The sequence below is a fragment of the Streptomyces sp. NPDC047042 genome (genome assembly GCF_040644035.1).
Lineage (GTDB): Bacteria > Actinomycetota > Actinomycetes > Streptomycetales > Streptomycetaceae > Streptomyces.
In genome coordinates this window covers 109,813-132,061 of record NZ_JBEYVP010000002.1, presented here as the reverse complement: position 1 = coordinate 132,061, position 22,249 = coordinate 109,813, and the positions used below count along the sequence as shown (strand labels likewise).

22 protein-coding genes and 1 pseudogene are annotated in these 22,249 nt (G+C 67.0%); 6 read left to right on the top strand and 17 right to left on the bottom strand.

Annotated elements, in window-relative coordinates; translation table 11 throughout:
* Positions 1–8: 8 nt before the first annotated feature.
* The 7 genes from ccsB to hemL form a co-directional block, all read right to left on the bottom strand.
* The gene (gene ccsB / locus ABZ855_RS02415; protein WP_360799627.1) at positions 9–1,118 is read right to left on the bottom strand and encodes a c-type cytochrome biogenesis protein CcsB; all 1,110 of its coding nucleotides are present in this window, start codon (positions 1,116–1,118) and stop codon (positions 9–11) included.
* Positions 1,119–2,852 carry a cytochrome c biogenesis protein ResB gene (locus ABZ855_RS02410; RefSeq protein WP_360799624.1) on the bottom strand — a complete coding sequence of 578 codons (1,734 nt, stop codon included), beginning with the start codon at positions 2,850–2,852 and terminating at the stop codon, positions 1,119–1,121.
* A 3-nt stretch (positions 2,853–2,855) separates the two neighbouring features.
* On the bottom strand, positions 2,856–3,641 hold the full coding sequence (locus ABZ855_RS02405; RefSeq protein WP_360800258.1) for a cytochrome c biogenesis protein CcdA: 786 nt from the start codon (positions 3,639–3,641) through the stop codon (positions 2,856–2,858).
* 10 nt (positions 3,642–3,651) lie between these two features.
* Complete coding sequence (locus tag ABZ855_RS02400; protein WP_360799621.1) at positions 3,652–4,287, bottom strand: TlpA disulfide reductase family protein; 636 nt, start codon at positions 4,285–4,287, stop codon at positions 3,652–3,654.
* A 66-nt stretch (positions 4,288–4,353) separates the two neighbouring features.
* Positions 4,354–5,721 (bottom strand): hypothetical protein, encoded by a 1,368-nt coding sequence (locus tag ABZ855_RS02395; RefSeq protein WP_360799618.1) that lies wholly within the window; start codon positions 5,719–5,721, stop codon positions 4,354–4,356.
* Between the two features lie 194 nt (positions 5,722–5,915).
* Positions 5,916–6,638 (bottom strand): histidine phosphatase family protein, encoded by a 723-nt coding sequence (locus ABZ855_RS02390; protein ID WP_360799615.1) that lies wholly within the window; start codon positions 6,636–6,638, stop codon positions 5,916–5,918.
* Positions 6,635–7,990 (bottom strand): glutamate-1-semialdehyde 2,1-aminomutase, encoded by a 1,356-nt coding sequence (hemL, locus tag ABZ855_RS02385; RefSeq protein WP_360799612.1) that lies wholly within the window; start codon positions 7,988–7,990, stop codon positions 6,635–6,637. The genes ABZ855_RS02390 and hemL overlap by 4 nt, the downstream gene beginning before the upstream one ends.
* Positions 7,991–9,040: 1,050 nt before the next feature.
* On the opposite strand from hemL, the gene ABZ855_RS02380 reads away from it, so the two are divergent.
* The gene (locus ABZ855_RS02380) at positions 9,041–9,478 is read left to right on the top strand and encodes a hypothetical protein (protein ID WP_003974483.1); all 438 of its coding nucleotides are present in this window, start codon (positions 9,041–9,043) and stop codon (positions 9,476–9,478) included.
* Between the two features lie 167 nt (positions 9,479–9,645).
* On the opposite strand, the gene ABZ855_RS02375 is transcribed toward ABZ855_RS02380, so the two are convergent.
* The 3 genes from ABZ855_RS02375 to ABZ855_RS02365 all read right to left on the bottom strand — a co-directional run bounded on the left by ABZ855_RS02375 (position 9,646) and on the right by ABZ855_RS02365 (position 12,709).
* Positions 9,646–10,527, bottom strand: coding sequence for a GNAT family N-acetyltransferase (locus ABZ855_RS02375; RefSeq protein ID WP_360799609.1), 882 nt, complete (start codon positions 10,525–10,527; stop codon positions 9,646–9,648).
* A 308-nt stretch (positions 10,528–10,835) separates the two neighbouring features.
* Entirely contained in the window at positions 10,836–11,702 is an 867-nt protein-coding gene (locus ABZ855_RS02370; RefSeq protein WP_360799606.1) for an aldo/keto reductase, read from the bottom strand.
* 74 nt (positions 11,703–11,776) lie between these two features.
* Positions 11,777–12,709: a DUF4365 domain-containing protein gene (locus ABZ855_RS02365; RefSeq protein WP_360799603.1), complete on the bottom strand. Its 933-nt coding sequence runs from the start codon at positions 12,707–12,709 to the stop codon at positions 11,777–11,779.
* Between the two features lie 541 nt (positions 12,710–13,250).
* Here ABZ855_RS02365 and ABZ855_RS02360 point away from each other — a divergent pair.
* Both ABZ855_RS02360 and ABZ855_RS02355 read left to right on the top strand, forming a co-directional pair.
* Positions 13,251–14,006 (top strand): phage Gp37/Gp68 family protein, encoded by a 756-nt coding sequence (locus tag ABZ855_RS02360; protein WP_360799600.1) that lies wholly within the window; start codon positions 13,251–13,253, stop codon positions 14,004–14,006.
* 99 nt (positions 14,007–14,105) lie between these two features.
* Positions 14,106–15,233: a three-Cys-motif partner protein TcmP gene (locus tag ABZ855_RS02355; RefSeq protein WP_360799597.1), complete on the top strand. Its 1,128-nt coding sequence runs from the start codon at positions 14,106–14,108 to the stop codon at positions 15,231–15,233.
* A 162-nt stretch (positions 15,234–15,395) separates the two neighbouring features.
* On the opposite strand, the pseudogene ABZ855_RS02350 reads toward ABZ855_RS02355, so the two are convergent.
* From ABZ855_RS02350 to ABZ855_RS02325, 6 genes and pseudogenes are all read right to left on the bottom strand, one after another.
* A pseudogene (locus ABZ855_RS02350) lies at positions 15,396–15,662 on the bottom strand (flavoprotein); the annotation flags it as partial.
* A 92-nt stretch (positions 15,663–15,754) separates the two neighbouring features.
* The gene (locus ABZ855_RS02345) at positions 15,755–16,060 is read right to left on the bottom strand and encodes a DUF6087 family protein (protein WP_360799594.1); all 306 of its coding nucleotides are present in this window, start codon (positions 16,058–16,060) and stop codon (positions 15,755–15,757) included.
* Positions 16,061–16,091: 31 nt separating this feature from the next.
* The gene (tgmC, locus tag ABZ855_RS02340; protein ID WP_360799591.1) at positions 16,092–17,279 is read right to left on the bottom strand and encodes an ATP-grasp peptide maturase system methyltransferase; all 1,188 of its coding nucleotides are present in this window, start codon (positions 17,277–17,279) and stop codon (positions 16,092–16,094) included.
* Positions 17,269–18,231, bottom strand: coding sequence for an ATP-grasp ribosomal peptide maturase (gene tgmB, locus ABZ855_RS02335; protein ID WP_360799588.1), 963 nt, complete (start codon positions 18,229–18,231; stop codon positions 17,269–17,271). Before tgmB ends, tgmC begins: the two co-directional genes overlap by 11 nt.
* A complete protein-coding gene (gene tgmA / locus ABZ855_RS02330) occupies positions 18,228–18,530 on the bottom strand; it encodes a putative ATP-grasp-modified RiPP (protein WP_360800255.1) in 303 nt (100 codons plus the stop codon). The genes tgmB and tgmA overlap by 4 nt, the downstream gene beginning before the upstream one ends.
* Positions 18,531–18,591: 61 nt before the next feature.
* Positions 18,592–18,957 carry an ATP-binding protein gene (locus ABZ855_RS02325; protein ID WP_360799584.1) on the bottom strand — a complete coding sequence of 122 codons (366 nt, stop codon included), beginning with the start codon at positions 18,955–18,957 and terminating at the stop codon, positions 18,592–18,594.
* A gap of 299 nt (positions 18,958–19,256) precedes the next feature.
* On the opposite strand from ABZ855_RS02325, the gene ABZ855_RS02320 reads away from it, so the two are divergent.
* Both ABZ855_RS02320 and ABZ855_RS02315 read left to right on the top strand, forming a co-directional pair.
* Positions 19,257–20,510, top strand: a complete 1,254-nt coding sequence (locus tag ABZ855_RS02320) for a helix-turn-helix transcriptional regulator (protein ID WP_360799581.1) — start codon at positions 19,257–19,259, stop codon at positions 20,508–20,510.
* Complete coding sequence (locus ABZ855_RS02315; RefSeq protein ID WP_360799578.1) at positions 20,495–21,025, top strand: GNAT family N-acetyltransferase; 531 nt, start codon at positions 20,495–20,497, stop codon at positions 21,023–21,025. Before ABZ855_RS02320 ends, ABZ855_RS02315 begins: the two co-directional genes overlap by 16 nt.
* 8 nt (positions 21,026–21,033) lie before the next feature.
* Here ABZ855_RS02315 and ABZ855_RS02310 read toward each other — a convergent pair whose 3' ends face one another.
* Positions 21,034–21,705, bottom strand: a complete 672-nt coding sequence (locus tag ABZ855_RS02310; RefSeq protein WP_360799575.1) for a YdcF family protein — start codon at positions 21,703–21,705, stop codon at positions 21,034–21,036.
* Between the two features lie 117 nt (positions 21,706–21,822).
* On the opposite strand from ABZ855_RS02310, the gene ABZ855_RS02305 reads away from it, so the two are divergent.
* Positions 21,823–22,233, top strand: coding sequence for a carboxymuconolactone decarboxylase family protein (locus ABZ855_RS02305; RefSeq protein ID WP_360799572.1), 411 nt, complete (start codon positions 21,823–21,825; stop codon positions 22,231–22,233).
* Positions 22,234–22,249: the final 16 nt, after the last annotated feature.

Genomic DNA, 22,249 nt, shown 5'->3' with positions numbered 1-22,249 from the left:
TCCGGGAGTTACACGCCCGCGTACGAGTGCTTGCCGCTGACGAAGATGTTGACGCCGTAGTAGTTGAAGAGGAAGCACGCGAAGGCGATCAGCGCGATGTACGCGGCCTTGCGGCCCTTCCAGCCGGCCGTGGCGCGGGCGTGCAGATAGGTCGCGTAGGCGACCCAGGTGATGAACGCCCAGGTCTCCTTGGGGTCCCAGCCCCAGTAGCGGCCCCACGCGTCGCCCGCCCAGATGGCGCCCGCGATGATCGTGAACGTCCACAGCGGGAAGACGGCCGCGTTCACGCGGTACGAGAACTTGTCGAGGGACGCCGAGGCGGGCAGCCGCTCCATGACCGAGGTCGCGAAGCTGCCGGGCTTGCCGCCGGAGGCGAGCTTGTTCTCGTACGAGTCCTTGAAGAGGTACAGGATCGTGGCGACCGCGCCCACGTAGAAGACGGCACCGCAGAGGATCGCCGTGGAGACGTGGATGTACAGCCAGTACGAGTGCAGGGCGGGGACCAGCTGGTCGCTGGCCGTGTACAGGACGGTGACCGCGAGGCCGAGGTCGAGGAGGACCGTCGTGACCAGGGGCAGGCCGAGCCAGCGGATGTCCTTCTTCAGCGCGAGGAAGACGAGGTACACACCCACGGCGGTGGTGGAGAAGGTGAGGTTGAACTCGTACATGTTGCCCCACGGCGCCCGCTGCACGGACAGCGCGCGGGCCAGCACCCCGGCGAACTCCACGAGGAACGCGACCACGGTGAGGGACACGGCGATACGCCCGTACAGGTCGCCCTGCGCGTCCCCGCCATGGGCACCGGGCCCGTCCGGCACGTCCCGGGCCCCCGCCCCGGCCCGCACGACGACCTTCGGCCGCTCCAGTACGGCCGTACCGCCCGCGTTCTTGACGGTCACCTCCGGCGCCTTCGCCCCGGCCTTCCCGGCCGGCTTCGCGGTGAGCGCGGCGGCCGTACGGCTGACCTTGCTGCGGCTGCCGAAGATCCACTCGGCGATGTAGGTGAAGAAGGCCAGGGTGTAGACGGCCATCGAGGAGTAGATCAGCGTGTTGCTGATGTTCGCGAGGTGCTCGTTGGTCGCGGTGGCGAGAGTCGTCGCGGTGGCGAGAGCGGACATTTACTTCTCAGCCCCTTCAGCAGGTACGGCAGAAGTATCGGGGGTGTGGGTGTCGGGGGTATCGGTGTCGGCGTCGGGGGCGCCTGGTGCCTGGTCGAAAAGTGTCCCGGCGATGACGCCGAGTTCCTCGGGCACCTTCGCGGACTCGCTGCGGCCGAGGCCGCCCATCTCGACGACGGTGACGCCGTCGGGACCCTCGGCCGCCCGCACCCACACCCGTCGGCGCTGGATGAACAGGGAGCCGGCGAGGCCGAAGATGGCGACGATCGCGCCGCCGAGCGCCCAGCCCGCGGCGGGCTGCCGGGTGACCTGGAAGTTGGCCCATTCCTGGGTGCGGTCGTAGGTGATGGAACCGGCGCCGCCCGGGAGTTTCATGGTCTCGCCGGGCCGCAGGTTCACCCGCAACTGCTGGCCCTTGGCGTCCTTGAACTCCTTCATATGGGACTTGTCGAGCTGGTACACGCTCTGCGGCAGCCCCGCGTTGATCCCGAGGTCGCCGTGGTACGGCGCCAGGTTCAGCACCGGGTTGTCCAGCGCGGGGAACTGCGAGGCGATCTCGTTGCCCGGCACGTACGTGGGCAGGAAGAAGGCCTGGATGCCGAGCTGTTCGTCGACGCCCTTGGCGTTGCGGTAGCCGTCCAGGACCTTGATCGCACCGGAGGAGGTGACGTTGGAGTCCAGGGGCAGGAGGGCCACGGCCTGGTCGAAGACGACGTCACCCTTGCCGTCGCGGATGGTGAGGACGGGCGCGTAGCCGTGCGCGGTGAGGTAGACCTTCGAGTCGCCGATGACCAGCGGCTCGTTGACCTTCACGACACGCTTCTTCGCCTTGCCGTACGCGCCCACGCTGTAGGCGAGGTCGGCCTCGAAGGTGCGCGGGGTACCGCGGTTGGGCCCGGACTTCTCGTACGTGCCCTTGAAGTCCTTCAGGGTGAAGCTGAAGGGGTCGAGGTCGTCCGTGTTGAAGAGAGTGCCCGACTTGAAGTCGTCGTACTGGGTGATCGTGTTGGAGAAGCCGCCGCCCTCGACGATCAGTTTGTTGCCCTCCATCTTGAACAACTGGCCCCAGGCGAAGGAGGTCAGCATCACGATCAGCGCGATGTGGAAGGCGAGGTTGCCGACCTCGCGCAGATAGCCCTTCTCGGCGGCGACCGCGTCCCCGGCGACATGGGCGCGGAAGCGGCGCTTCTTCAGCAGTACGAGGGCCGCCTCGCGCACCTGCTCGGGCTCGGCCTCCGTACGCCACGTCGTGTACGCGGGCAGCCGGGTCAGCCGGCGGGGGGCGCCCGGCGGGCGGCCGCGCAGCTGGCCCACGAACTGCCAGGTGCGGGGCACGATGCAGCCGATGAGGGAGATGAACAGCAGGATGTAGATCGCGGAGAACCACACCGAGCTGTAGACGTGGAACAGGCCGAGCTTGTCGTAGATCGGCCCGAGGAAGCTGTGCCGCTGCTTGAAGTCGGCGACCTTGGTCTCGTCGGTCCCGGACTGCGGGATCAGCGAGCCGGGGATCGCCCCGAGCGACAGCAGGAACAGCAGCAGCAGGGCGACCCGCATCGAGGTGAGCTGCCGCCAGAACCAGCGGAACCAGCCGAGGACACCCAGGGACGGCAGGTTCGGCGCGTCCTCCTGGGGGGCGGTCGACAACTGGGAGGCGGCGGCGCCGAGCTCCTGGTCGTCACCGTTCCCCGGAGCCGGGGCAGGGGCGCTGCCGGTGGTGGTGCTGTTGCTCATCGATCAGATCCCCACAGTGAAGCCGTCGGACCAGGTCTGCATCTCCTGCACCAGACGGTCCCACGCGCCGGTAAGGAGCAGCACACCGGTAAGGATCATCATCGTGCCGCCGATGCGCATGACCCAGACATAGTGGCGCTTGACCCAGCCGAACGCACCCAGCGCCTTGCGGAAGGCGACCGCGGCGAGCACGAACGGGATGCCCAGGCCGAGGCAGTAGGCGACCGTCAGTACGGCCCCGCGCCCGGCGCTGGCCTGGTCGAAGGCGAGGCTGTTGACGGAGGCGAGGGTCGGACCGATGCAGGGTGTCCAGCCGATGCCGAAGAGCGCGCCGAGGAGGGGGGCGCCGAGCAGCCCGGTGGCGGGCTTCTTGTGGAAGCGGAACTCGCGCTGGGTGAGCCAGGGCATCATGCCCATGAAGAAGACGCCCATGAGGATCATGAGGACGCCGAGCACCTTGGACAGCGTGGACTGGTGCTCCTGCAGCGTCTGTCCGAAGTACCCGAACAGGGCCCCCGTGGACACGAACACGGCGGTGAACCCGAGGACGAAGAGCGAGGCACCCGCGACCATCCGCCCCCGGCGGGCGTCACCGAGATCGGTGCCGGTGACTCCGGTGACGTACGAGAGGTAGCCGGGTACGAGGGGCAGCACGCACGGCGAGAAGAAGGAGACGAGGCCGCCGAGGAGGGCGATCGGCAGGGCCAGTATCAAGGCCCCGCTCATCACGGTCTGGTTCGCCTCGGGCACGGACTCGGCGAGCGTGAGGAGAACGGGCACCTGGGACATCCCGCTCATGTCACTTCTCCGCGAGGACGGGCTTGAGCATCTTGCGGAGGTTGTCCTCGCTGAGCGCCATGAGCGTACGGGCGGCGATCTTGCCCTGCCGGTCGATGATCAGCGTGGAGGGGATGGCCTGCGGGTTGAGCGTGCCCTTCTTGAAGCGGAGCATCAGCTTGCCCGTGGGGTCGTACAGACTCGGGTACGTGATGCCGTACTGCTTCTCGAAGGCGACCGCCGGGCGGGTGGTGGCGTCGCCGGTGTTGATGCCGACGAACTCGACGCCCTTGTCCTTGAGGTCGGCCGAGACCGCGGCGAAGTTCTTCGCCTCGAGGCGGCAGGGCCCGCACCAGGAACCCCAGAGGTTGATGACGACGATCTTGCCCTTGAAGGCGGCGACGTCGAGCTGTTTGCCGTCGATGGTCTCGCCGGAGAGGTCGGGCGCGGCGGACCGTTTCCCCTGGGCGACGTGCGCGATGCCGTCGTTGTCGGCGACGAAGTTGGTGTCGCCGGAACTCCCGGACGGACCGCTGCCGCACGCGGTCAGGGCGAGCGCGGAGGCGGCGACAACGGCGGTGAGCAGGGCGGCCCGACGGCTACGGACGTGACCACGGGGTCGGTTCGTGCACGGGATGACGCGACTGGCGGCACTCATGTGAAAAGTTTCGCATGTCCGTTCCGAGGATCTTGCGCACCCCCCTCGCGGGCGGAAACCCGCATTTCAGGCGGCCTTTCCGGCCTCTTCGGCGCTACCCTGCGGGGTCTTCTCCGGAGTGTTCTGCGGGGTCTTCCGCTGGTCGGCCAGGAAGTTGTTCCAGCCGCCCACCGGCGGCCGCCCGACATCGAGGGTCCGCAGCTTCTCCAGTACCTCGGGCTTCTGGACGTCCAGCCAGTCGACGAACTGCCGGAAGGACACCATCCGTATGTCCTCGCCCTTCTCCTTCTCCCGGGCGATGTGCTCGAGGGCCGCCTCGACGGCGTCCATGTAGATGCCGCCGTTCCAGTGCTCGAAGTGGTTGCCGATGAAGAAGGGGGCGCGGTTCGTCTCGTACGCCCGCCGGAAGCCGGCGATGTAGGAGCCGGCGGCCTGCTCGCGCCAGCCCGGGTAGTTGTGGGCGGGCGCGTTGGTCGAGTTGATCGACTGGTTGGCGAGGATGTTGTAGTCCATGGACAGGACTTCGAACTGGTGGCCGGGGAAAGGTATCGCCTGGAGGGGCAGGTCCCAGACGCCGTTCGCCTTCGTGGGCCACACCTGGCGGCCGCCGGGCGAGGAGGCGTCGTAGCGCCAGCCGAGTTCGCGGGCGGTGGGCAGCAGGTTGTTCTGGCCGAGGAGACAGGGCGTACGGCCGCCGATGAGCTCCTTGTCGTAGTCGAAGGGGAGCGAGGGCAGGTCGGTCCAGCCGGTGTTGGTACGCCACTCCTTCACGAAGCCCTTGGCCTGCTGTATCTCGCTGTGCCACTGCTGGGGCGTCCAGTTGGCGACCGTGCCGTACCCGGAGCAGAAGTGGCCGTTGAAGTGGGTGCCTATCTCGTGCCCGTCGAGCCAGGCCTGCCGGACGTTGTCGAGGGTCGCCCTGACGTGGTCGTCGGTGAGGTAGCCGATGTCGGAGGCGCCGGGGGCGTTGTTCGGCGGGAGGTACTTGCGCTTCTGCGACTCCGGGAGGAGGTAGAGCCCGGAGAGGAAGAAGGTCATATGGGCGCCGTGCTTCCTGGCGAGCTCCAGGAAGCGGGGGAAGAGACCGTTGCCGACCTCCCCCGCGCCGTCCCAGGAGAAGACCACGAACTGCGGCGGGGTCTGGCCGGCCTCCAACGGCTCGGGCCTGGCGGGCTGGTGGGGCTGCTTGCCGGTGAACGAGGTGGAGCCGTCCCCGATGGGCTTCGCGGTGGCGGCGGGGGCGGGGGCTTTGGGCGAGTGCCTGCCGGAGGGCTTGTCCCCGGTGGAACCTCCCGACCCCCTCGACCCCTCTCCCAGTACGGACCCGCAGCCGGCGGTACCGAGAGCGGCGGCGGCCCCGAGTCCGAGGCCGAGCGCACCCCGCCGGCTGAAGCCGCCGAAGCCGCTGAATCCGTCACCGTTCTTGCCGTGCATGGGATCCCCATTCGTCGTACTGGCTGGTGCTCACCCAGTCAGAGGGGATGACGAACGGGGAGGTTCCCCTACTTAATATGCACTTCGGAACATTTGCAACAACTATGTCACTGAGGGCTTTTTCCCTCATTCGGCCCGTCGGCCGGTCAGGCGGTCGGCCGGTCAGGCGGTCGGCCGGTCAGGCGGTCGGCCGGTCAGGCGCCGAAGGCCTTGCCCTTCCCCTTCACCGGCTTCGCACCCGCGAGCAGATGCGCCGGGACGAGATCACGGGCGGGCTCGGTGTAGCCGACGGACACGATCTTGTCGCCGCGGTAGGTGAAGGTGGTGAGGGAGGCGAGCGTGCACTGCCGCTTGCGGGGGTCGTGCCAGAGCCGGCGCCGCTCGACATAGCTGCGCACGATCCAGATCGGCAGCTGATGACTGACGAGCACGGCCTCGTGCCCACGGGCGGCGTCCTTGGCGGCGTCCAGCGCCCCCATCATCCGTACGACCTGGTCGACGTACGGCTCCCCCCAGGACGGCTTGAACGGGTTGACCAGGTACTTCCAGTTCTCGGGCCGCTTCAGGGCCCCGTCGCCGACCCCGAAGGTCTTCCCCTGGAACACGTTCTCGGCCTCCAGGAGCCGCGCGTCGGACGCGAGATCGAGCCCGTGCGCCTTGGCGATGGGCGTCGCCGTCTCCTGCGCCCGCTCCAGCGGGGAGGCACAGACGTACGTCACATCACGGGAGGCGAGGTGCTCGGCGACCCGGTCGGCCATCCGCCGGCCCAGCTCGGAGAGGTGGTAGCCCTCCAGCCGCCCGTACAACACCCCGTCGGGGTTGGCGACTTCACCGTGCCGCATGACGTGTACGACGGTGATGTCGCCGCTGGAGTCGCTGATCCCGCTGCTGCTCTTGCTGTTGTCGCTGTCGCTCATGCCGCTGTGGCCTCCGCTGCCGCACGGGCCGCCGCCGGGAGGGCGTCGGCGATTTTCTGGATGGCCCGCTCGTCGTGCGCGGTGGAGACGAACCAGGACTCGAAGGACGACGGCGGGAGATAGACGCCGTTCGCCAGCATGGAGTGGAAGAACGCGGTGAAGCGGAACGACTCCTGCGCCTTGGCGCCCTCGTAGTCGCGGACCGGCTGGTCGGTGAAGAACACGGAGAACATGTTGGACGCGTTCTGCACGGTGTGCGCGACGCCCTCCTTGCTCAGCGCCTCGCCCACCAGCGCCTGGAGCTGCGCGGAGACGGCGTCGACGGTGACGTACGCCGCCTCGTCGAGCAGCCGCAGCTGGGCGAGCCCGGCGGCGGTGGCGACGGGGTTCCCGGAGAGGGTGCCGGCCTGGTAGACGGGCCCGGCGGGCGCGAGGTGCGCCATGACGTCGGCGCGCCCCCCGAAGGCGGCGGCGGGGAATCCCCCGCCCATGACCTTCCCGAAGGTCATGAGGTCGGGCCGGACACCGTCGATCCCGTACCAGCCACTACGACTGGTCCGGAACCCGGTCATGACCTCGTCGGACACGTAGAGCGCCCCATTGGCGGCGCAGGCGTCCTTGAGCCCCTGATTGAACCCGGGCAGCGGCGGTACGACGCCCATGTTGCCCGGGGAGGCCTCGGTGATCAGGCAGGCGATCTCACCGGGGTGCGCGGCGAAGGCGGCGTGCACGGCGTCGAGGTCGTTGTAGGGGAGCACGATGGTGTCGCCGGCCTGGGCCCCGGTGACACCGGGGGTGTCGGGCAGCGCGAAGGTCGCCACTCCGCTCCCCGCCGCGGCGAGCAGCGAATCGACGTGACCGTGGTAACACCCGGCGAACTTGATCACCTTGGTCCGCCGGGTGAACCCCCGGGCGAGTCGGATCGCCGACATGGTGGCCTCGGTCCCGCTGGACACGAGCCGTACCTGCTCGAGGGGGTCGATACGGGCGACCATCTCCTCGGCGAGCGCGACCTCGCCCTCCCCCGGCGTACCGAAGGACGTACCGCGCGAGACGGCTTCCTGGACGGCGGCGACGACCTCCGGGCGGGAGTGCCCGAGGATCATCGGCCCCCAGGAGCAGACGAGGTCGACGTACTCGCGCCCGTCGGCGTCGGTGAGATAAGGGCCACGCCCCGACACCATGAACCGGGGCGTACCGCCCACGGCACGGAAGGCGCGCACCGGCGAATTCACGCCGCCGGGTGTGACACCCGTCGCACGGTCGAAGAGGCCCTGCGAGACGGGCGCTTCGTATGGATAGGGCAACCCACTCGCCATCCCGCTGGCTGCCCCGCTAGACGTTTCGCTCATGACCTGCGACTTCTCCGGCTTCTCGGACTCCTGCTGCCAGTGACCCCCTCAGGGTAGGCGGCCCGACAGCGGGGCGTCGGCCCCACCCGTCTGCGAAACTGGGACCGGACACAGACGAAGACTCACAGAGACACACAGCTCATCGGCCCGTACTAACGGACGATGAGCGGACGATGGTGTTCAGAGGCTGCGAAGATCCTGCGGACAGGTGTTTCAACGCACGTTTCGGCGGGCGGCCGTGGGGGAGGTCACTGACACGATGATCGGGTTGCGCGACGGGGCTCGCGCGTCCTAGAACAGCAGTCGGGTGGAGATATGCATCGCGGTGGCGGACTGGGCGAGGGGACTGACGACCTGGGTCCTCGACGTGCCCGGCGGGGAAGGCACCGACGCGACTTGGAGGAAGCGGCAGCGGCAGAAGCGGCACGACAGGCCGCCCAACAGGCCCAGACCCAGGGCCAGGCTCAGGCCCAGTCTCAGGGGCTGGGTCCCGGGCAGGGCAGTATGGGGCCGGGTCAGGGCAGTATGGGTCCGGGAGGTCCGGGGCAGGGGCCGATGGGTCCTGGCCAAGGGATCATGAGCTCCGGCCAGGGGGCTACGGGTTCTGGGCAGGGGGCCAATGGTTCCGGGCAGGGGGCCAATGGTTCCGGGCAGGGGGCCAATGGTCCTGGGCAAGGGATCATGGGTCCTGGGCAGGGGATCACGGGTTCCGGGTTGGGCACTACGGGTGCCGGGCTAGGGACTACGGGTGCCGGGCCGGGGATTACGGGTCCCGGGCTAGGGACTACGGGTGCCGGCACGGGGACTACGGGTCCCGGGCTGGGGACTACGGGTCCCGGGCTGGGGATTACGGGTCCACTGCAGGGAACTGCGGGTGCCGGGCAGGGATCCTCGGGTCCCGGGCCGGGATTCTCGGGTCCCGGGCAGGGGATCATGGGGGCCGGGCCGGGATCCACGGGTTCTGGGCAGGCCCCGGGATTGAACGGTGTGCCCGAGAGCGTCGGCCGGAGGGTCGAGCGACTCCGGGCAGCGAGCGGGAATGGTGGTCGGGTGGGGGTGACGTACAAATACTTCGGCGCGCCGGACGGCGCCACGGCAGCCCGCGTCCCGATCTCGATGCGTCCCGAGGAACTCGGCGGTGACGAGCTCGGCATGAACGGCATGTTCACCAAGATCAAGCCCGAGACGATGGCCGCGATGGTCCTCACCGGCATCGAGGGCGTCCCCCTCCACAAGGTGCCCCCGCTGGAACTCGTCGTCCTCCACCCGGACTACGCGGTCGTCAAGCTCCCCATGACGGTCGTGGACCCCCTGCGCGGCATAGGCGAGGAGGCGGTGGGCGCGGCGGCGTTCATCTGGTCGACGGTGCCGGATCGGGGCGGGCCCCGGGATGCGTTCAATGTGTACCAACTGCTGCATGAGTGGCAGGACTTCAGCCATCGGTTGCATGAGGCGGGGCATCAGCCTTATTGCCTTGTTTGGCCGTGATCTAGGGTTTCGCGGGATTCAGGCGGGGTCTTCGGGCCTCGCCTTTCGTGTTCCTGGAGGGGCCGTGGGCGGCCTTGGGTGTTGGCCACCGCAGATGCCAGGCCGTGTATCGAAAGCTTGAACGGGCCGGACGACGTGATGTCCAGGTCCGGCCCGTCCGTCCGCCGCTAAAGGTCGCGTTGGTACTGGTGTGTCGTGTGCGTGGGCGTGTAGCCGAGACTGTCGTTGATCTGTCTCATGTGCGTGTTGCTGTCGGCGGTGTCGGTCAGGAGACCGCCGAGGTCCGGATAGCGCCCATGTGCGTGTCGGATCGACTCGGCCTTCATCCATCGGCCGAGGCCGTGTCCACGGTGCTCGGGCAACACGCCGGTGCCGTAGTGCTGGCCATCACCCCTGCCGTTGCCCGGGACGACCAGCTCGGTGAACCCGGCGATCGAGCCGTCAGAGGCGTCGATGGCGACGACGGTGTGCAGATGGTCGCCACGCTGTTCGACAGCCTTCGCCGCGGCCCGGACACGGTCCACGTCCCAGGTCACCGTGCCGTAGTCGGTGTCGTCCATGGGCATGTCGTCCATGGCACGACGCGAGGCGGCGAACGTCTGCGCGAGGCCGTCGGGCACAGTTCCGTGCCATGACATCAGCCGGTAGCCGGGATGCGGACGCTCGGTGATCTCGGCGAGGGCGGTGGTGTCCACATCGGCCAGTGGCAAGCGGGAGAACCTCAGGGCGAGGGCCTTCCTGAAGCCGTGCGCCGGCAGGAAGTGGTCGCCCGGCGATCCGGCCTCGGCCTGCGCGATGAGGCAGCGCCGGGCATCGGCCCTGGCAGCGGCCACGGCGGCGTCGAGCAGCTGCGAGCCGACGTGCCGGCGTCGTTGCGCGGGATGGACACCGAGGGTCAGTTCGGCCAGGTGCTCCTGTCCGGGACTGTTGAACAGCCGCAGAAAAGCGCTTCCGACAGGGATGGAATCAGCGTCGGACGCCAGCCAGGCAAGGCGCCGGCTGTTCGGGCCGTGAACGGGGTCGGTCAGTGGGGTGATGCGGGGCGACAAGGTGTCTCCGTCGTGAGGAAGTGGCAGAGGTCACTACGCGGACTCAACTGCTGGGCACTCCTGCGCATGTGCTCCACACCTCCTCGTCGACAGCGCCGGTCTCGAACAACATCGGACGGCCGGGAGAACGTAGCTGGCCCAACGGCTCCGCGGCAAAGGGTTAACGAAGGACCGGGTGCGAACGTGCGGTCACAGCCACTCGTTGATGGCCGCGAGCAGCACGGTTACCGCGTAGCGGTCACAGCTTCGGACGCTGTAGCCGCGGCCTGGCGGCGTGGGGGGGCGCCCGATGGACGACGGTTGGCGCGCTAGGCGAGCAAGGCCGTACGGTCGAGGCGCTGCCGCTGGGAGTCGGTGAGCCGGAGGTCTGCCGCAGCGAGATTCTCCGCCAGGTGGGCGAGCGAGCCGGTTCCGGGGATCGGCAGGACAACCGGGGAACGGGCAAGCAGCCAGGCGAGCAGGACCTGGGGGGCGGTGGCGCCGAGTTCGGTGGCGACGGTGGCGAGCACGGACGTCTGACCGGAGACAGCTTCTGCGGCGACGGGGCGCCAGGGAAGAAAGGCGATGCCGGCGGCTTCGCATGCCTCCAGAACCGGCTCGTAGTCTCGGTCGAAGAGGTTGTAGCGATTCTGTACGCTCGCGATCTCGGCGGTCTGCCGGGCCTCCGTAAGCTGCACCGTGGTGACCTCGGACAGCCCGATGTGCCCGATCTTCCCTTCCAGTTGGAGTTCATGGAGTGCGCCAACCTGTTCGGCGACTGGAACCTTCGGGTCGATCCGGTGCAGTTGCAGCAGGCCGACGCGCTCTGTCCGGAGGCGGCGCAGGCCCTGCTCGACCTGCTCACGCAGGCTCTCCGGCCGTGCGTCGTATGCCCACCCTTCCGGCCCGGACTGAGTGACCCCGACCTTGGTGGTGATCAGCAGGTCGTCCGGATACGGATGCAGAGCCTCGGCCAGGAGTTCCTCGTTGGCCCCCCATCCGTACAGGTGGGCGGTGTCGATCAAGGTGACGCCCAGCTCGACGGCGCGCCGGGCCACAGCGATGGCGGCTTCCCGCTCAGGGCCGGGCTCGGTCGACAGGCGCATGGCGCCGTACCCGAGCCGGGCCACCCGGTATTCGCCTCCAATGGAGAACGTGCTCGCCGTGCCCGGAGTGTTCGGTGTGCTCGAAGTCATCGGTTTCCCCTAGTCGCCGACGATACATGGCTGGAGCATTAGGCAGTCGACACTATTGTGGGGCGGAAAAGATTTTAGGATCGCCGGGACCCAGGAATGCCCTTTTTGGCTTTATTCTTAAGGATCTTCTGCATTCCCCGCCTGTCTGCAACACGCCACATTCTCTCCCATGCACGCACGTCCGTCAGATACCCCGGGATCTTGAATTCTTTTTCGCATGCGCATTCGATGAGCGCTTCAACGATTGCAACAACCCGACCTCTACTTGGGTGAGTAAATCCCTCGAGATAGGAAGAGAGCTTGGCTACCTCATAACCGGTCTTCGTCGACACGATATCGAGATCGGGCGCGCCAGCACGGCGATGCAGTGCGCGCAGCTGAGAAGCAAAAGCCAATCGGAAGTCTCTCGGCGTCGCTTCTTCTACCGTCTTGCCCATAGCTGAAACCAGCAGATCGATGGCACCCGCCAGCTCATAGTCCGCTTGCCGCACAGATGTGTCTCGCGTAGGTTTCGCCATTATCATCCCGCCACTGGCCTGACACCGGGCCGGAACGCCGAGCTCATCTCTGCAGGAATCATTCAGCTTATTCTTCAACGGGACAAGAACTTTATGACCCTGCCCTGCGACAATGACCGTCTCGTCGTTAACGTGCTGCCAGTAAATTTGCTCAGATTCCGGCTCGAACAGCATGAGAGTGACTGGAAGTGAGTGATTAATCCAATACTCGACATGGTTCGCGTCGCAATAGAACCACCACCCGAGATCTGTCGGCTTTGCAAATCGACTGGCGCCAGACTTGATCTGTACAGCCAACAGTCGGCCAGTCCCTCGCCCAGAAGTGCCGCCAGAGAGACCGACCCCGTCGACCACTTCAATGTGGGCGTCAATTCCGATATCACTGGTCTCTTGTTCACGAAAAACCCAACCCAATTGGGTGGTCACCAAGTACGCGGCCCGAGACACTCCAGCCCGGTCCACCAGGTGGGTGGGCGAGACGATTGTCAAAGTTACATCTCCTCGTGCCTGCTCCAGCCAATCAAGTGTCCCTAGCCTATAGGGAGGGACTGACAGTTGGTCTGGTAACTCAACCTCGCAGCAACGGAGTTGATCTCGCTGCCGAAGGGCAGGCGCAATGAACGCCCAGTGTTCGCCACGACCTCACCATCACGGTCCACGGACGTACAACGATGAAGACGCGCTACGTCCTTGAGCGGGCCGCACTGCGAGCCGACCCACGGACACAGGCCCAACTGAATACCGAGGGACCGCCGTTGTCAGTGGGGGCGCGCAGTGCTGTTCGGCTCCACCTTCAACCAGCCCAGTGCCGATCCCAGTAGCGAACAGCCGCGGTCCGCACTTCCCTTCAGACGATCGGCGCGCCCATCGGCTTTCGATCCCAACACCCTCTTCACGGAACACCTGTTCGACGTGAAGGATGGGGGTGATCGCGTGTCAGTTCGGCACGTCGCTCGTTAGGCAGCGCAGTCGAAGCGCCGGGTGGGCAAAGCGCTGATGACCAGTGTCCACCCGCTACGGGAGGGGACCCATGGGCGATCGCAGCACAATCGAGTGGACTGAGGCGACCTGGAATCCCACCACGGGGTGCGACCGGATCTCCCCCGGGTGTGACAACTGTTACGCCTTGACGTTATCCAGGCGCCTTAAGGCCATGGGTGCTGCCAAGTACCAGACTGACGGGGATCCCAGGACATCAGGTCCGGGCTTCGGCCTCACTCCTCACCCTGACGCACTGGCCGTTCCCCGTCAGTGGAAGGCCCCACGGATGGTCTTCGTCAATTCCATGAGCGACCTCTTCCACGCCAAGGTTCCCCTGGACTTCGTCCGGCAGGTCTTTCAGGTGATTGCCGAGACACCCCAGCACACGTACCAGCTTCTGACCAAGAGAGCCCGCAGGCTGCGACGTGTGGCCGGCGACCTCGACTGGCCCTCCAACCTGTGGATGGGCGTGTCCGTCGAAGACGCAGATCACCTGGACCGTGTCGATGACCTTCGACAAGTTCCCGCTGCCGTGCGCTTCCTGTCCTGTGAGCCGCTGCTCGGTCCCCTTTCCGGTCTGAAGCTGGACGGCATCGGCTGGGTTATTGCCGGCGGGGAGTCCGGGCCCCACCATCGGCCCGTGGCGGAGGAGTGGCTGGTGGACATCCGCGACGCCTGCAACGACGCCGGAGTGCCCTTCTTCTTCAAGCAATGGGGTGGCCGCAGTCCGAAGTCAGGGGGCCGCGAACTCGACGGGGCGACCTGGGACGAGATGCCACCCCGACTGCCCGTCGCAGCCCATTAACGGCCAAAGTCCAGCAGACGCCGTACGCACTCTGGTGACATATGGCAACGGTGTGTGACCCTCTCTCCAGCAGGGCCGACGGGAGTAGGGGGACCGATCGTGGCCGTACCGAAGGATGCCGTGTGGGAACGCGATCCGCACACGGCGGCCAAACACGACTTACTGAAGCGGTACTTGGAAGCCTGGGCGCCGATTCTGCTGTCACGGCTCGACGTGATCAGTTACGCCGAAGGCTTCGCGGGTGCCGGCGTCTACAAACAGGGCGAGCCCGGCTCCCCGGTCATCGCTTACGAAGTCTTCGCCGAGGCTCTGCACAGGTTCCCGAAGCGTATGCGTGTGATCCTGATGGAGGAGGACGCCCGGCGCGTCGAGGAGTTGCAGCGCCAGATGGAGCTCGTCCGTTCCCGGCAAACGGGCGACATCACCAAACGAATAGCGGTGGACATACGTCACGGAGATTTCCACCCGGCCCTCCTGCAGAAGCTGCATGGCATCGGAGCACTGGGCAAACCCCTCTTCGTCCTGCTGGACAGCTTCGGCGGACCTGACATCCCCTTCTCGCTCCTTCAAGAGCTGGGACGCCATCCCCGCACCGAAGTGATGGTGACCTTCGAACCCAGCTTCCTCACCCGATTCGCCGAGAAGCACGATGGCCACCGCCAGCTCGGCGACGAAGCGTTCGGAAGCCAGGAGTGGCAGGGTGTCTTCCAGCAGCCGCCCTCAGGCAAGTTCACCTTCCTGCGTGAGCAATATCGGAACACGCTGCGCCAGGCAGGGTTCACGCACACGCTGTACTTCGAAATGGTCGACGAGGGCGGCAGGATGCTCTACCTGATCTTCGGTACCCAGCACGAACTGGGGCTGGAGAAGATGAAGGACGCCATGTGGAAGGTGGACCCTTCCTATGGCGTCCGCTACCGCGACCCGAGGGACACCCAACAGCAGATGCTTGATCTCGTATTCGAACCGGATACGGCTCCGCTGCGACGGATCCTGCACGACTTCATCTCCGAAACGCCCGATGGGAAAACCATCACAGAGCTCAAGCGATACGCCCTCTTGGAGACCGTCTACCGCCCCACCCAAGTGATCGAGGCCGTCCGGCAGTTGCGTGAGGCGAGCGCCGTGACGACGGAACCTCGTGCTATCAACGCCAAGACGCGAGTAAGCCTGGCGACAACGCCGCCCACTACCCGTCGGTCTGCCGAACAGGGCGCTCTCTGGTGAGAGGCCGCGAGGGCACATCCAGGGCTCATGAGCCTGGGATGCGGCGTTAACCCGCGAGCACTACTGAGAGGTATTTCCCAGGTCAACGAACATCCCCTTGCGAAATCCCACGAGTGTGCGGCCGAAGTCTTCAGACCCCGCCCTTTTCGTATCCCCGTAAGGGTTGAAGGTGGCCGGGGCGACCGCGATCGCGTCAGCGGGCCGGGGCGGGCGCGGTTGGTCCGGTGAACGCCAGGCCGAGCGGATGGGGCGGCCGGTCTGGGCCTCGACCGCTGCCGCGTCGAGAAAGCCGAGCCCTTGCGGGGTGGCGACCACGCCGACGTCCCAGTGTCGCTCGTGTGCCGCGGCGATCAGCCGGCCGATGTCGTTGGCGACCCCGGCCGCGCAGACCACGATCTGGAGGAGCGGCTTGTCGGGCTGATCACTCACGCGGGGACTCCCAATTGGCGGCTGACACGGTGCTTATGCAGCTTCCAGCAGCCTCAGCTCGGGGGCCTGTTTGAGTCCAGACCCTCGTCGTCCTACCTCGGAGCTGGGGGTTTGCGGTGCTTGCCTGTGCCGGAGCGAAGCGGTTTCGGCGCAGGCGTCGGCGTCGGCGTCGAGGGTTCGTCGGCCTCCGGACGGAGCATGGCACGGGCCTCGGCCAGGTTGGCGGCGAGAGCGTGCGGCTCCCACGCGTAACCGTTCCACCGCTCGATGGCACGCGGGGCGTCCGGGCGCAGATGCGAGCCTCTGGGGCCGTCGCCGAAGACGACAGGCACGGCGCGTAGTCGGCCGGTCTTCGCGTCACGGCGTTCCGCCCAGTCCTTCAGTGGTTCGTCGTCCATCCTGGGATTCCTCGCCTCTGCGGTGGCTGTCTCAGGAGGGTAGCGGCCAGTGGGGGCCGTTCGGCTTTCCGAGCCAGACGGCCTGTTCGTCGCGGGAGACGGTCACGCCGAACGCGCCGGTGCTCGGTGAGCCGTACTCCTCCCAGGTGGCAACCGCTGACTCAACCGCGTCCCAGAGCCGACGTGGGCCGCCTTGGCGGACCTGCCAGCCGCTGACCGTTGGTGACAGGACGACGAAGGAATCAGTGACGCTGTCCAGCAGGAAGGTGCTGACCGGACCGCCATCGACGGGCATGGAGAAGAAGCGGGCGTTCGGCGCCGCGAGCTGTGCCATGAAGGCCGACCCGGTGCCGGTGAGGACATCCGGGCCGTACGTGGCTTTCCGCTTCGTGCCGTCGTCGGGACCCGGGACCATACCGAGGCTCTGCGGCGCGTCCTGCTGACGGGCAATCATGAAGCTCGGGTCGTCTTCGCTGAACCAGCCGCTCGCGCTGTCGCCGGTGACGATGAGCTTGACGAGGCCGAGGGAGCGCATCCAGCCGCGCAGGGTCGTGAGGATGACTCCGCCCGGCACGAGCTGTTCCAGCCAGGCGGATGGGATGTTGCGGAAGCCGCACGTGGCGATCAGCCGATCGTACGGAGCTCCGTCGAGATCGCCGTCGCGACCGTCCCCCACCAGCAGGTGGGGCGTGTAGCCGGACATTGTGAGAGCTTCGCGGGCTCCGCGCGCGACGTTCTCGTCCGTCTCGATCGAGGTCACGCTCTCGTTGCCGAGTCGGTGACACAGAAGTGCAGTCGAGTAGCCGGTCCCCGTCCCGATCTCCAGCACGTTCATGCCTTCACACACGTCCAGGTCTTCGAGCATCCGGACTACGAGGCTCGGCAACGTCGACGACGAACTCGGCGTCGCGTTGCTAATTGGCTTCGGGTCGGTCCAGTCGATGTCTTGGCCGTCGAACTGCGTAACCCACGTCTGGTCGCCGTAGACGAGCCGCAACCATTCCTTCTGACCGACGATCTCCGGCGCGACCGGCTCCCAGGTGGTAACACCGGGAGCATCGCTCTCCCGGTAGAAGCGCGGGACGAACATGTGGCGGGGCACGGCTGCCACGGCGGCCCGCCACTCCGGCGACCGCAGCCGGCCGTCCTTCTCCAGTCGGCGGACGAGCTGCCGCCGCAGATCCGTCGCGGCCGTCTCGATATCGGGCTCACGGGTCACGAAGCCCTCCCTCCAGAAGATCAGCGAGTGCGGCGGTCATGGGCAGGCCCGTCGGCGGCTCCATCCATGCCCACTGTCCCGAAGGATTGCACTCGATGAAGATCCACTCGCCCGACTCGGTCAGAGCGAAGTCGAACGCTCCGAAGACGAGCCCGAAATGCCTGAGGTAAGCGCGCATCGACCTCTCTACCGCAGGCGGTGTGACAAGAGGCGTGTACGTGTGAATGCCGTAGTCAGTGCGCCAGTCGAGGAGACCGGAGTCGATTCGCACCGCGAAGATCTGCTCGCCGATCACCGTGACTCGGACGTCCGCGACCTTGTCCACACGCTTCTGGAAAAGATGCGCGGTGCCGGTCACGGAGTCGTCGATCTCATCAGCGGTCACCTCGGTCACGGGGACGGTCTGCGCCTTGCCGTCGACCAGGTACAGCGGAACTGAGATCGGCTTGAAGATGACCGGGCCGTGCGCATTGATGAACGCCTGCGCGTCGTCGGGGACGTTGGTGATCAGCGTGGGTGGCAACACGAAGCCGGCCGCCGACGCTGCGGCGAGGCCCGCCGGCTTGTATTCGGCGTCCCCGATGCGGTTGGGGTGATTGACGTACAGACAGCCGGGCAGGGAGGTCAGGATGCCGCCCAGCCCGTAGCGGGCCTGGGCCACGGCAAAGCGCTCATCCTGCTTGTCGAGGTGGGGAAAGGCGAAGCCGGATGGGCGTCGGTAGTACATGGACCGCACGGAACCCAGCTCGGCCCGTCGGCTCGGAGTCCGCAAACTTCCCCGCCAGCCGTCGGTGACGCCGATGAAGGCCGAACACGACAGGGTGGCAGGGAAGTCACCGGCGTCGAACCGCACGACCGGGACACCCCGGTCATGCAGTTCGACGATTACGAAGTCCGCGGTCGGGTCGTCCAGGTTGGTGACGACCAGGACCGGACGATCGTCGTTCGTCACTGGTCGGTGTCGTTCCCCGTGTCGCTGTCCGGGGAGTCGCTGTTGCGGTCGCCCTGGCCCGTGGTGCCGGTCGCGGGGTTCGTGCCGGAGGACGTGCCGTGCCCGGGGGACATGGCCGGCGCCCCGGAGGCGTCGAAGTACCAGGCGGTCTGCGTCGCCGGGTTCAACTCCACCTTCACGTAGTCGGGGATCTCGACGGGCGGGTACGGAGCGATGCGACGCAGACCCCAGGGGGCGATGGTCAGGTGCCCCTGCGGCAGTGGGCTGCCAGTGGGGAAGCGATCCATGTGACTGAACACAGTCATCCTTTCTCAGTTGGAATTGGCCTTTATCGCGGATTACTTGCTTGCTTCCGGGACCTCAGCACTTGGCCGGCACTTCCAGCTCTGCCCACACGACCTTGCCCCAGCGTTTCCGGTCGTAGCCCCACCTCCGGCTCAGCGCCTCGACGAGGAACAGGCCACGCCCTTCTTCGCATTCGTCGTCGGGGTCCCCCAACTCGGGGGTGTCCCTGCAGTTGTCGGCGACGTCGATACGCACCACGCCCTCAGTGGGGCGCGTGACCAGGACACGGACCACTCGGCACCGGGTGTGGTAGATGGCGTTATTGACGAGCTCGGCGACAACCTGCACTCCGGCCTCGGCCAACTCGTCCATGTCCCAGGTGTTCAGGGCGGCGGAGACGAGCAGACGAGCTCGACGAGCGGATTTCGGCTCGCATGGCATTGTCTCGATGTAGCCGGGACTACCGGTCGCAGTAGGTCTGGCTGCGGTCACGGGCACAGGAACATCCCTTCGGGGTAAAAGCCCGCTGTCCGCGCCGAGGCGGCGCCTGAACGGGCTCTCCTCCATGCCGTCGAGAGAAGGGGAATCAGACCTCGACGAGCTGATACCGAGTCAACGACCAACGGCCGCCAGGGACCAGGAAAGGTCGGGCTTCCACCGGTCCCCTCGAACCGGAAGACTTTGCGTTCCCATTACCCGCGGTCTGGTTCGATCCCGGCCACGCGTCTACCGTCGCCGATATGGGAGCGAACCACACCCTCAAGAGCCGGATGGAGGAACTCGGGCTCACCCAGGAAGAACTGGCCGGTCGGATGAACTCTGCACTGGCAGAGGTCACCGGCAGACCCGGCGACGTCTCCGACCGCACGATCCGCAACCTGTTGAACGGGAGGTCCCGCCGCCCCATCGGACGCACCTGCGTGGCACTGGAGCGGGTGTTCGGATGCCCTGTCGAGGACTTAGGGTTCAACGCACCACGCACCATGCACCACCCACAGGAGGGCCCTGTGCGGCGTCGTACCTTTATCGCCTCGGCCACCGCGACCGCAACCGCCGCGGTTCCTCTCGTCACCCAGCGCCGCGCAGTCGGCATGTCGGACGTGGCGCGAGCCGCAGCCGGTATGAACGCCCTCGTCGAAGCTGACGACCTCCAGGGCGGACACATCGAGTTGGAGAAGGCGGCTCTCCAGGGCCGCGACGGCGTACTGGAGTTGCAGCAGCACAACGCCGGGGAACGCGTCCGCCGGGCCTTGTACGCGCTGGCCGCCGAGTACACCACCATCGCGGCCTGGTCCTGCATCGATGCCCGCAACCTCGACCAGGCGCAGAGACACCTGAACGAATCCGCCACCTACGCCGGTCTCTCCCAGGACTGCCCCACGGAGATGCGCGTGTGGGTCAACCTCTCCATGCTCGCCTACCAACGTCAGAACTGGCCCGAGGCACTCGCAGCGGCGCAGGCCGCCCAAGCCTCCTCCGCCGCTCGTCGGGACCCGTTCTTCGACTCGCTGAGCCGTGCCCGTGCCGCTCTCGCCTATTCGGCCCTCGGCGACACCCGTATCGCCGCGCGGTCTCTCGGATCCGCTCAGGACGCCTTCAACAGGGTGCCGGAACGCGAACGCCCTCGCTGGACGGCCTTCTACAGCCAGGCCGAACTCGATCACCTCGCCGCCGTCGTCCACTACAACAGCGGAAGTCACGCCCCCGCCGAAGCCATGGCGCACCGCGCCTTGGCAAGAATCCCGACCGCCTTCCGGCGCAACAGGGCGCTCGCCACAGCCCAACTCGCCCTCGCACAACTCCATCAAGGGGAACCCGAACAGGCCACGGTCACGGCCGCCGACGTCTTCGCGATCATGGACGGGGTCCGCCTGCCCGGCCGTATGCGCACGCTCATCGGCGACTTCCACCGAGGCCTGTTCGTCCTGGCCCCCTCAGCCTCCTACGCCCGAGACTGGTCAGACCGCATGCGAACCGAATGGAGTCGAGCGTGACCGACCTGCGTCACTTCCAGCACGGAAACCTCCCCGAGGACTTCCGGCAGCTGCTCACCGACGTGCACGCCGACGCCTACGCCGACCAGATGGACGACCCCTTCCACCAGCGCTTCGCCTGGTTCGTCGACCACTGGACCGGTATGAGCGGCTTCTCCTGTGTAGTGGCGTACGACGAGGACGAACCGGTCGGCTTCGCCTACGGCGCCCCGCTCGCCCCGGGCCGCGAATGGTGGCGTTCCACCGGATACGAGCCGGTCAACGGCAACGCCTCCACGTACGCCGTGTCCGAGGTGATGGTGCGCCCGGGCTGGCGCAAGCGTGGCATCTCCGAGCGGCTCCACGAAGCGCTGCTGAAGGAACGCGCGGAGGACCTTGCCGTGCTCCTCGTCGACGTGACGCACCCCAAGGTGCAGACCCTGTACGAGTCATGGGAGTACGCCAAAGTCGGCGAGCAGCAACCGTTCGCCGACTCACCGGTGTACGCGGTCATGGTCAAAAACCTTCGCGGCTGAGCCTCTCGTCAGGTCGTGACAAGGCGACTGTCGAATCCAGCACGCACGAGGCGCTCGTAGGCCTCCATGACGTCCCTCGGTACCTCCTGCTCGACGGCGAAGCCGAGCTTCGGGTACTCGATCACCCGTTGCAGGTCGCCGACGAGCATGTCGATGACGAGCTTCTCGTCGCCGATGGACTTGATGTAGTCGTCCAGCTCAAGTGGCTCGGAGGCGCAGACGACTTCCGCCTCGGGCCACAGCTTGCGGCAAGTCGCGTAGGAGCGACGCTCCATGTACGGCTTGGAGATGAGCAGCAGCGACTCCACCGCAACGCCCGCCTCGGCCAGTAGCGCGCGGGAGAGCACGATGTTCTGGCCGGTGTTGGCCGCCTTCGGCTCGACCAGGATCGCCTCGTCCGGCACACCCCTGCTCAGGGCGTGCTCGCGGTAGTGGACGGCCTCGCCGCGAGGGAAGCGGGCTCGGGTGGTCGGGCTGTTGCCGCCGCTGAACACCACGACGGGGAAGAGACCGGCACGGTAGAGGTCGGCTGCCGTACCGGCCACCCCCAGGTCGTGGCTGCCCAGCCCGATCGCCGCCGAACAGGGCCGCAGCTCGTGGCCCATCTGGTGGTGGTTCCAGATCAACGTCGCGTCGTGGAACTGCTTCTCTGTGATCAGACGTTGTTGGTGCTTCGGCACGTGTGCTCCCTGCTCGTCCGTGCGGCCCTCTCGGATGCCCTCGATGCCGCGCCGGCTGGTGGCTCAGCCTGAACCGCGGGTCACCTGTGCCGCCTGGTCGAGGACGGGCAGCCCATCATGCACTCCCCCGAACTCGCCCCCGGCATGCTGCAGTTGGCCGACGCGATCCTGCGGGGCAGCTCGCTGCCCGATCAGCTGCGCGAACTCGTCATCGTGCGGGTCGGGCACGTCTACCAGGCGCCGTACGAGCTTCATCACCACGAGAGCATCGGCCGGCTGGTCGGTATGAGCCAGGCGGCGCTCGCCGCTGCCGTCGGCGGTTCCAGCGAAGGGCTGGCGGTGCTCCGTTGCACGGACCCTCTGCTCTCCCGGCACACCCTGAGCGAGGCCGAGCGCGCCGAAGTGCTGGAGTTCCTCAGCGTGGGTCAGCTCTCCGACCTCGTCATCACGGTCGGCTGCTACCAGCTCGTCCGCAACTTCCTGAACACCATCGGCGTGACGACCGAGGGCGAGACCAGCCCGTACTGAGCCACAGCACCGCCCA

Excerpts from the sequence above, each read along its gene's own strand:
- ccsB (WP_360799627.1), bottom strand. The coding sequence starts at position 1,118 with ATGTCCGCTCTCGCCACCGCGACGACTCTCGCCACCGCGACCAACGAG.
- ABZ855_RS02410 (WP_360799624.1), bottom strand. The coding sequence starts at position 2,852 with ATGAGCAACAGCACCACCACCGGCAGCGCCCCTGCCCCGGCTCCGGGG.
- ABZ855_RS02405 (WP_360800258.1), bottom strand. The coding sequence starts at position 3,641 with ATGTCCCAGGTGCCCGTTCTCCTCACGCTCGCCGAGTCCGTGCCCGAG.
- ABZ855_RS02400 (WP_360799621.1), bottom strand. The coding sequence starts at position 4,287 with ATGAGTGCCGCCAGTCGCGTCATCCCGTGCACGAACCGACCCCGTGGT.
- ABZ855_RS02395 (WP_360799618.1), bottom strand. The coding sequence starts at position 5,721 with ATGCACGGCAAGAACGGTGACGGATTCAGCGGCTTCGGCGGCTTCAGC.
- ABZ855_RS02390 (WP_360799615.1), bottom strand. The coding sequence starts at position 6,638 with ATGAGCGACAGCGACAACAGCAAGAGCAGCAGCGGGATCAGCGACTCC.
- hemL (WP_360799612.1), bottom strand. The coding sequence starts at position 7,990 with ATGAGCGAAACGTCTAGCGGGGCAGCCAGCGGGATGGCGAGTGGGTTG.
- ABZ855_RS02370 (WP_360799606.1), bottom strand. The coding sequence starts at position 11,702 with ATGACTTCGAGCACACCGAACACTCCGGGCACGGCGAGCACGTTCTCC.
- ABZ855_RS02360 (WP_360799600.1), top strand. The coding sequence starts at position 13,251 with ATGGGCGATCGCAGCACAATCGAGTGGACTGAGGCGACCTGGAATCCC.
- ABZ855_RS02345 (WP_360799594.1), bottom strand. The coding sequence starts at position 16,060 with ATGGACGACGAACCACTGAAGGACTGGGCGGAACGCCGTGACGCGAAG.
- ABZ855_RS02325 (WP_360799584.1), bottom strand. The coding sequence starts at position 18,957 with ATGCCATGCGAGCCGAAATCCGCTCGTCGAGCTCGTCTGCTCGTCTCC.
- ABZ855_RS02320 (WP_360799581.1), top strand. The coding sequence starts at position 19,257 with ATGGGAGCGAACCACACCCTCAAGAGCCGGATGGAGGAACTCGGGCTC.
- ABZ855_RS02315 (WP_360799578.1), top strand. The coding sequence starts at position 20,495 with ATGGAGTCGAGCGTGACCGACCTGCGTCACTTCCAGCACGGAAACCTC.
- ABZ855_RS02305 (WP_360799572.1), top strand. The coding sequence starts at position 21,823 with ATGCACTCCCCCGAACTCGCCCCCGGCATGCTGCAGTTGGCCGACGCG.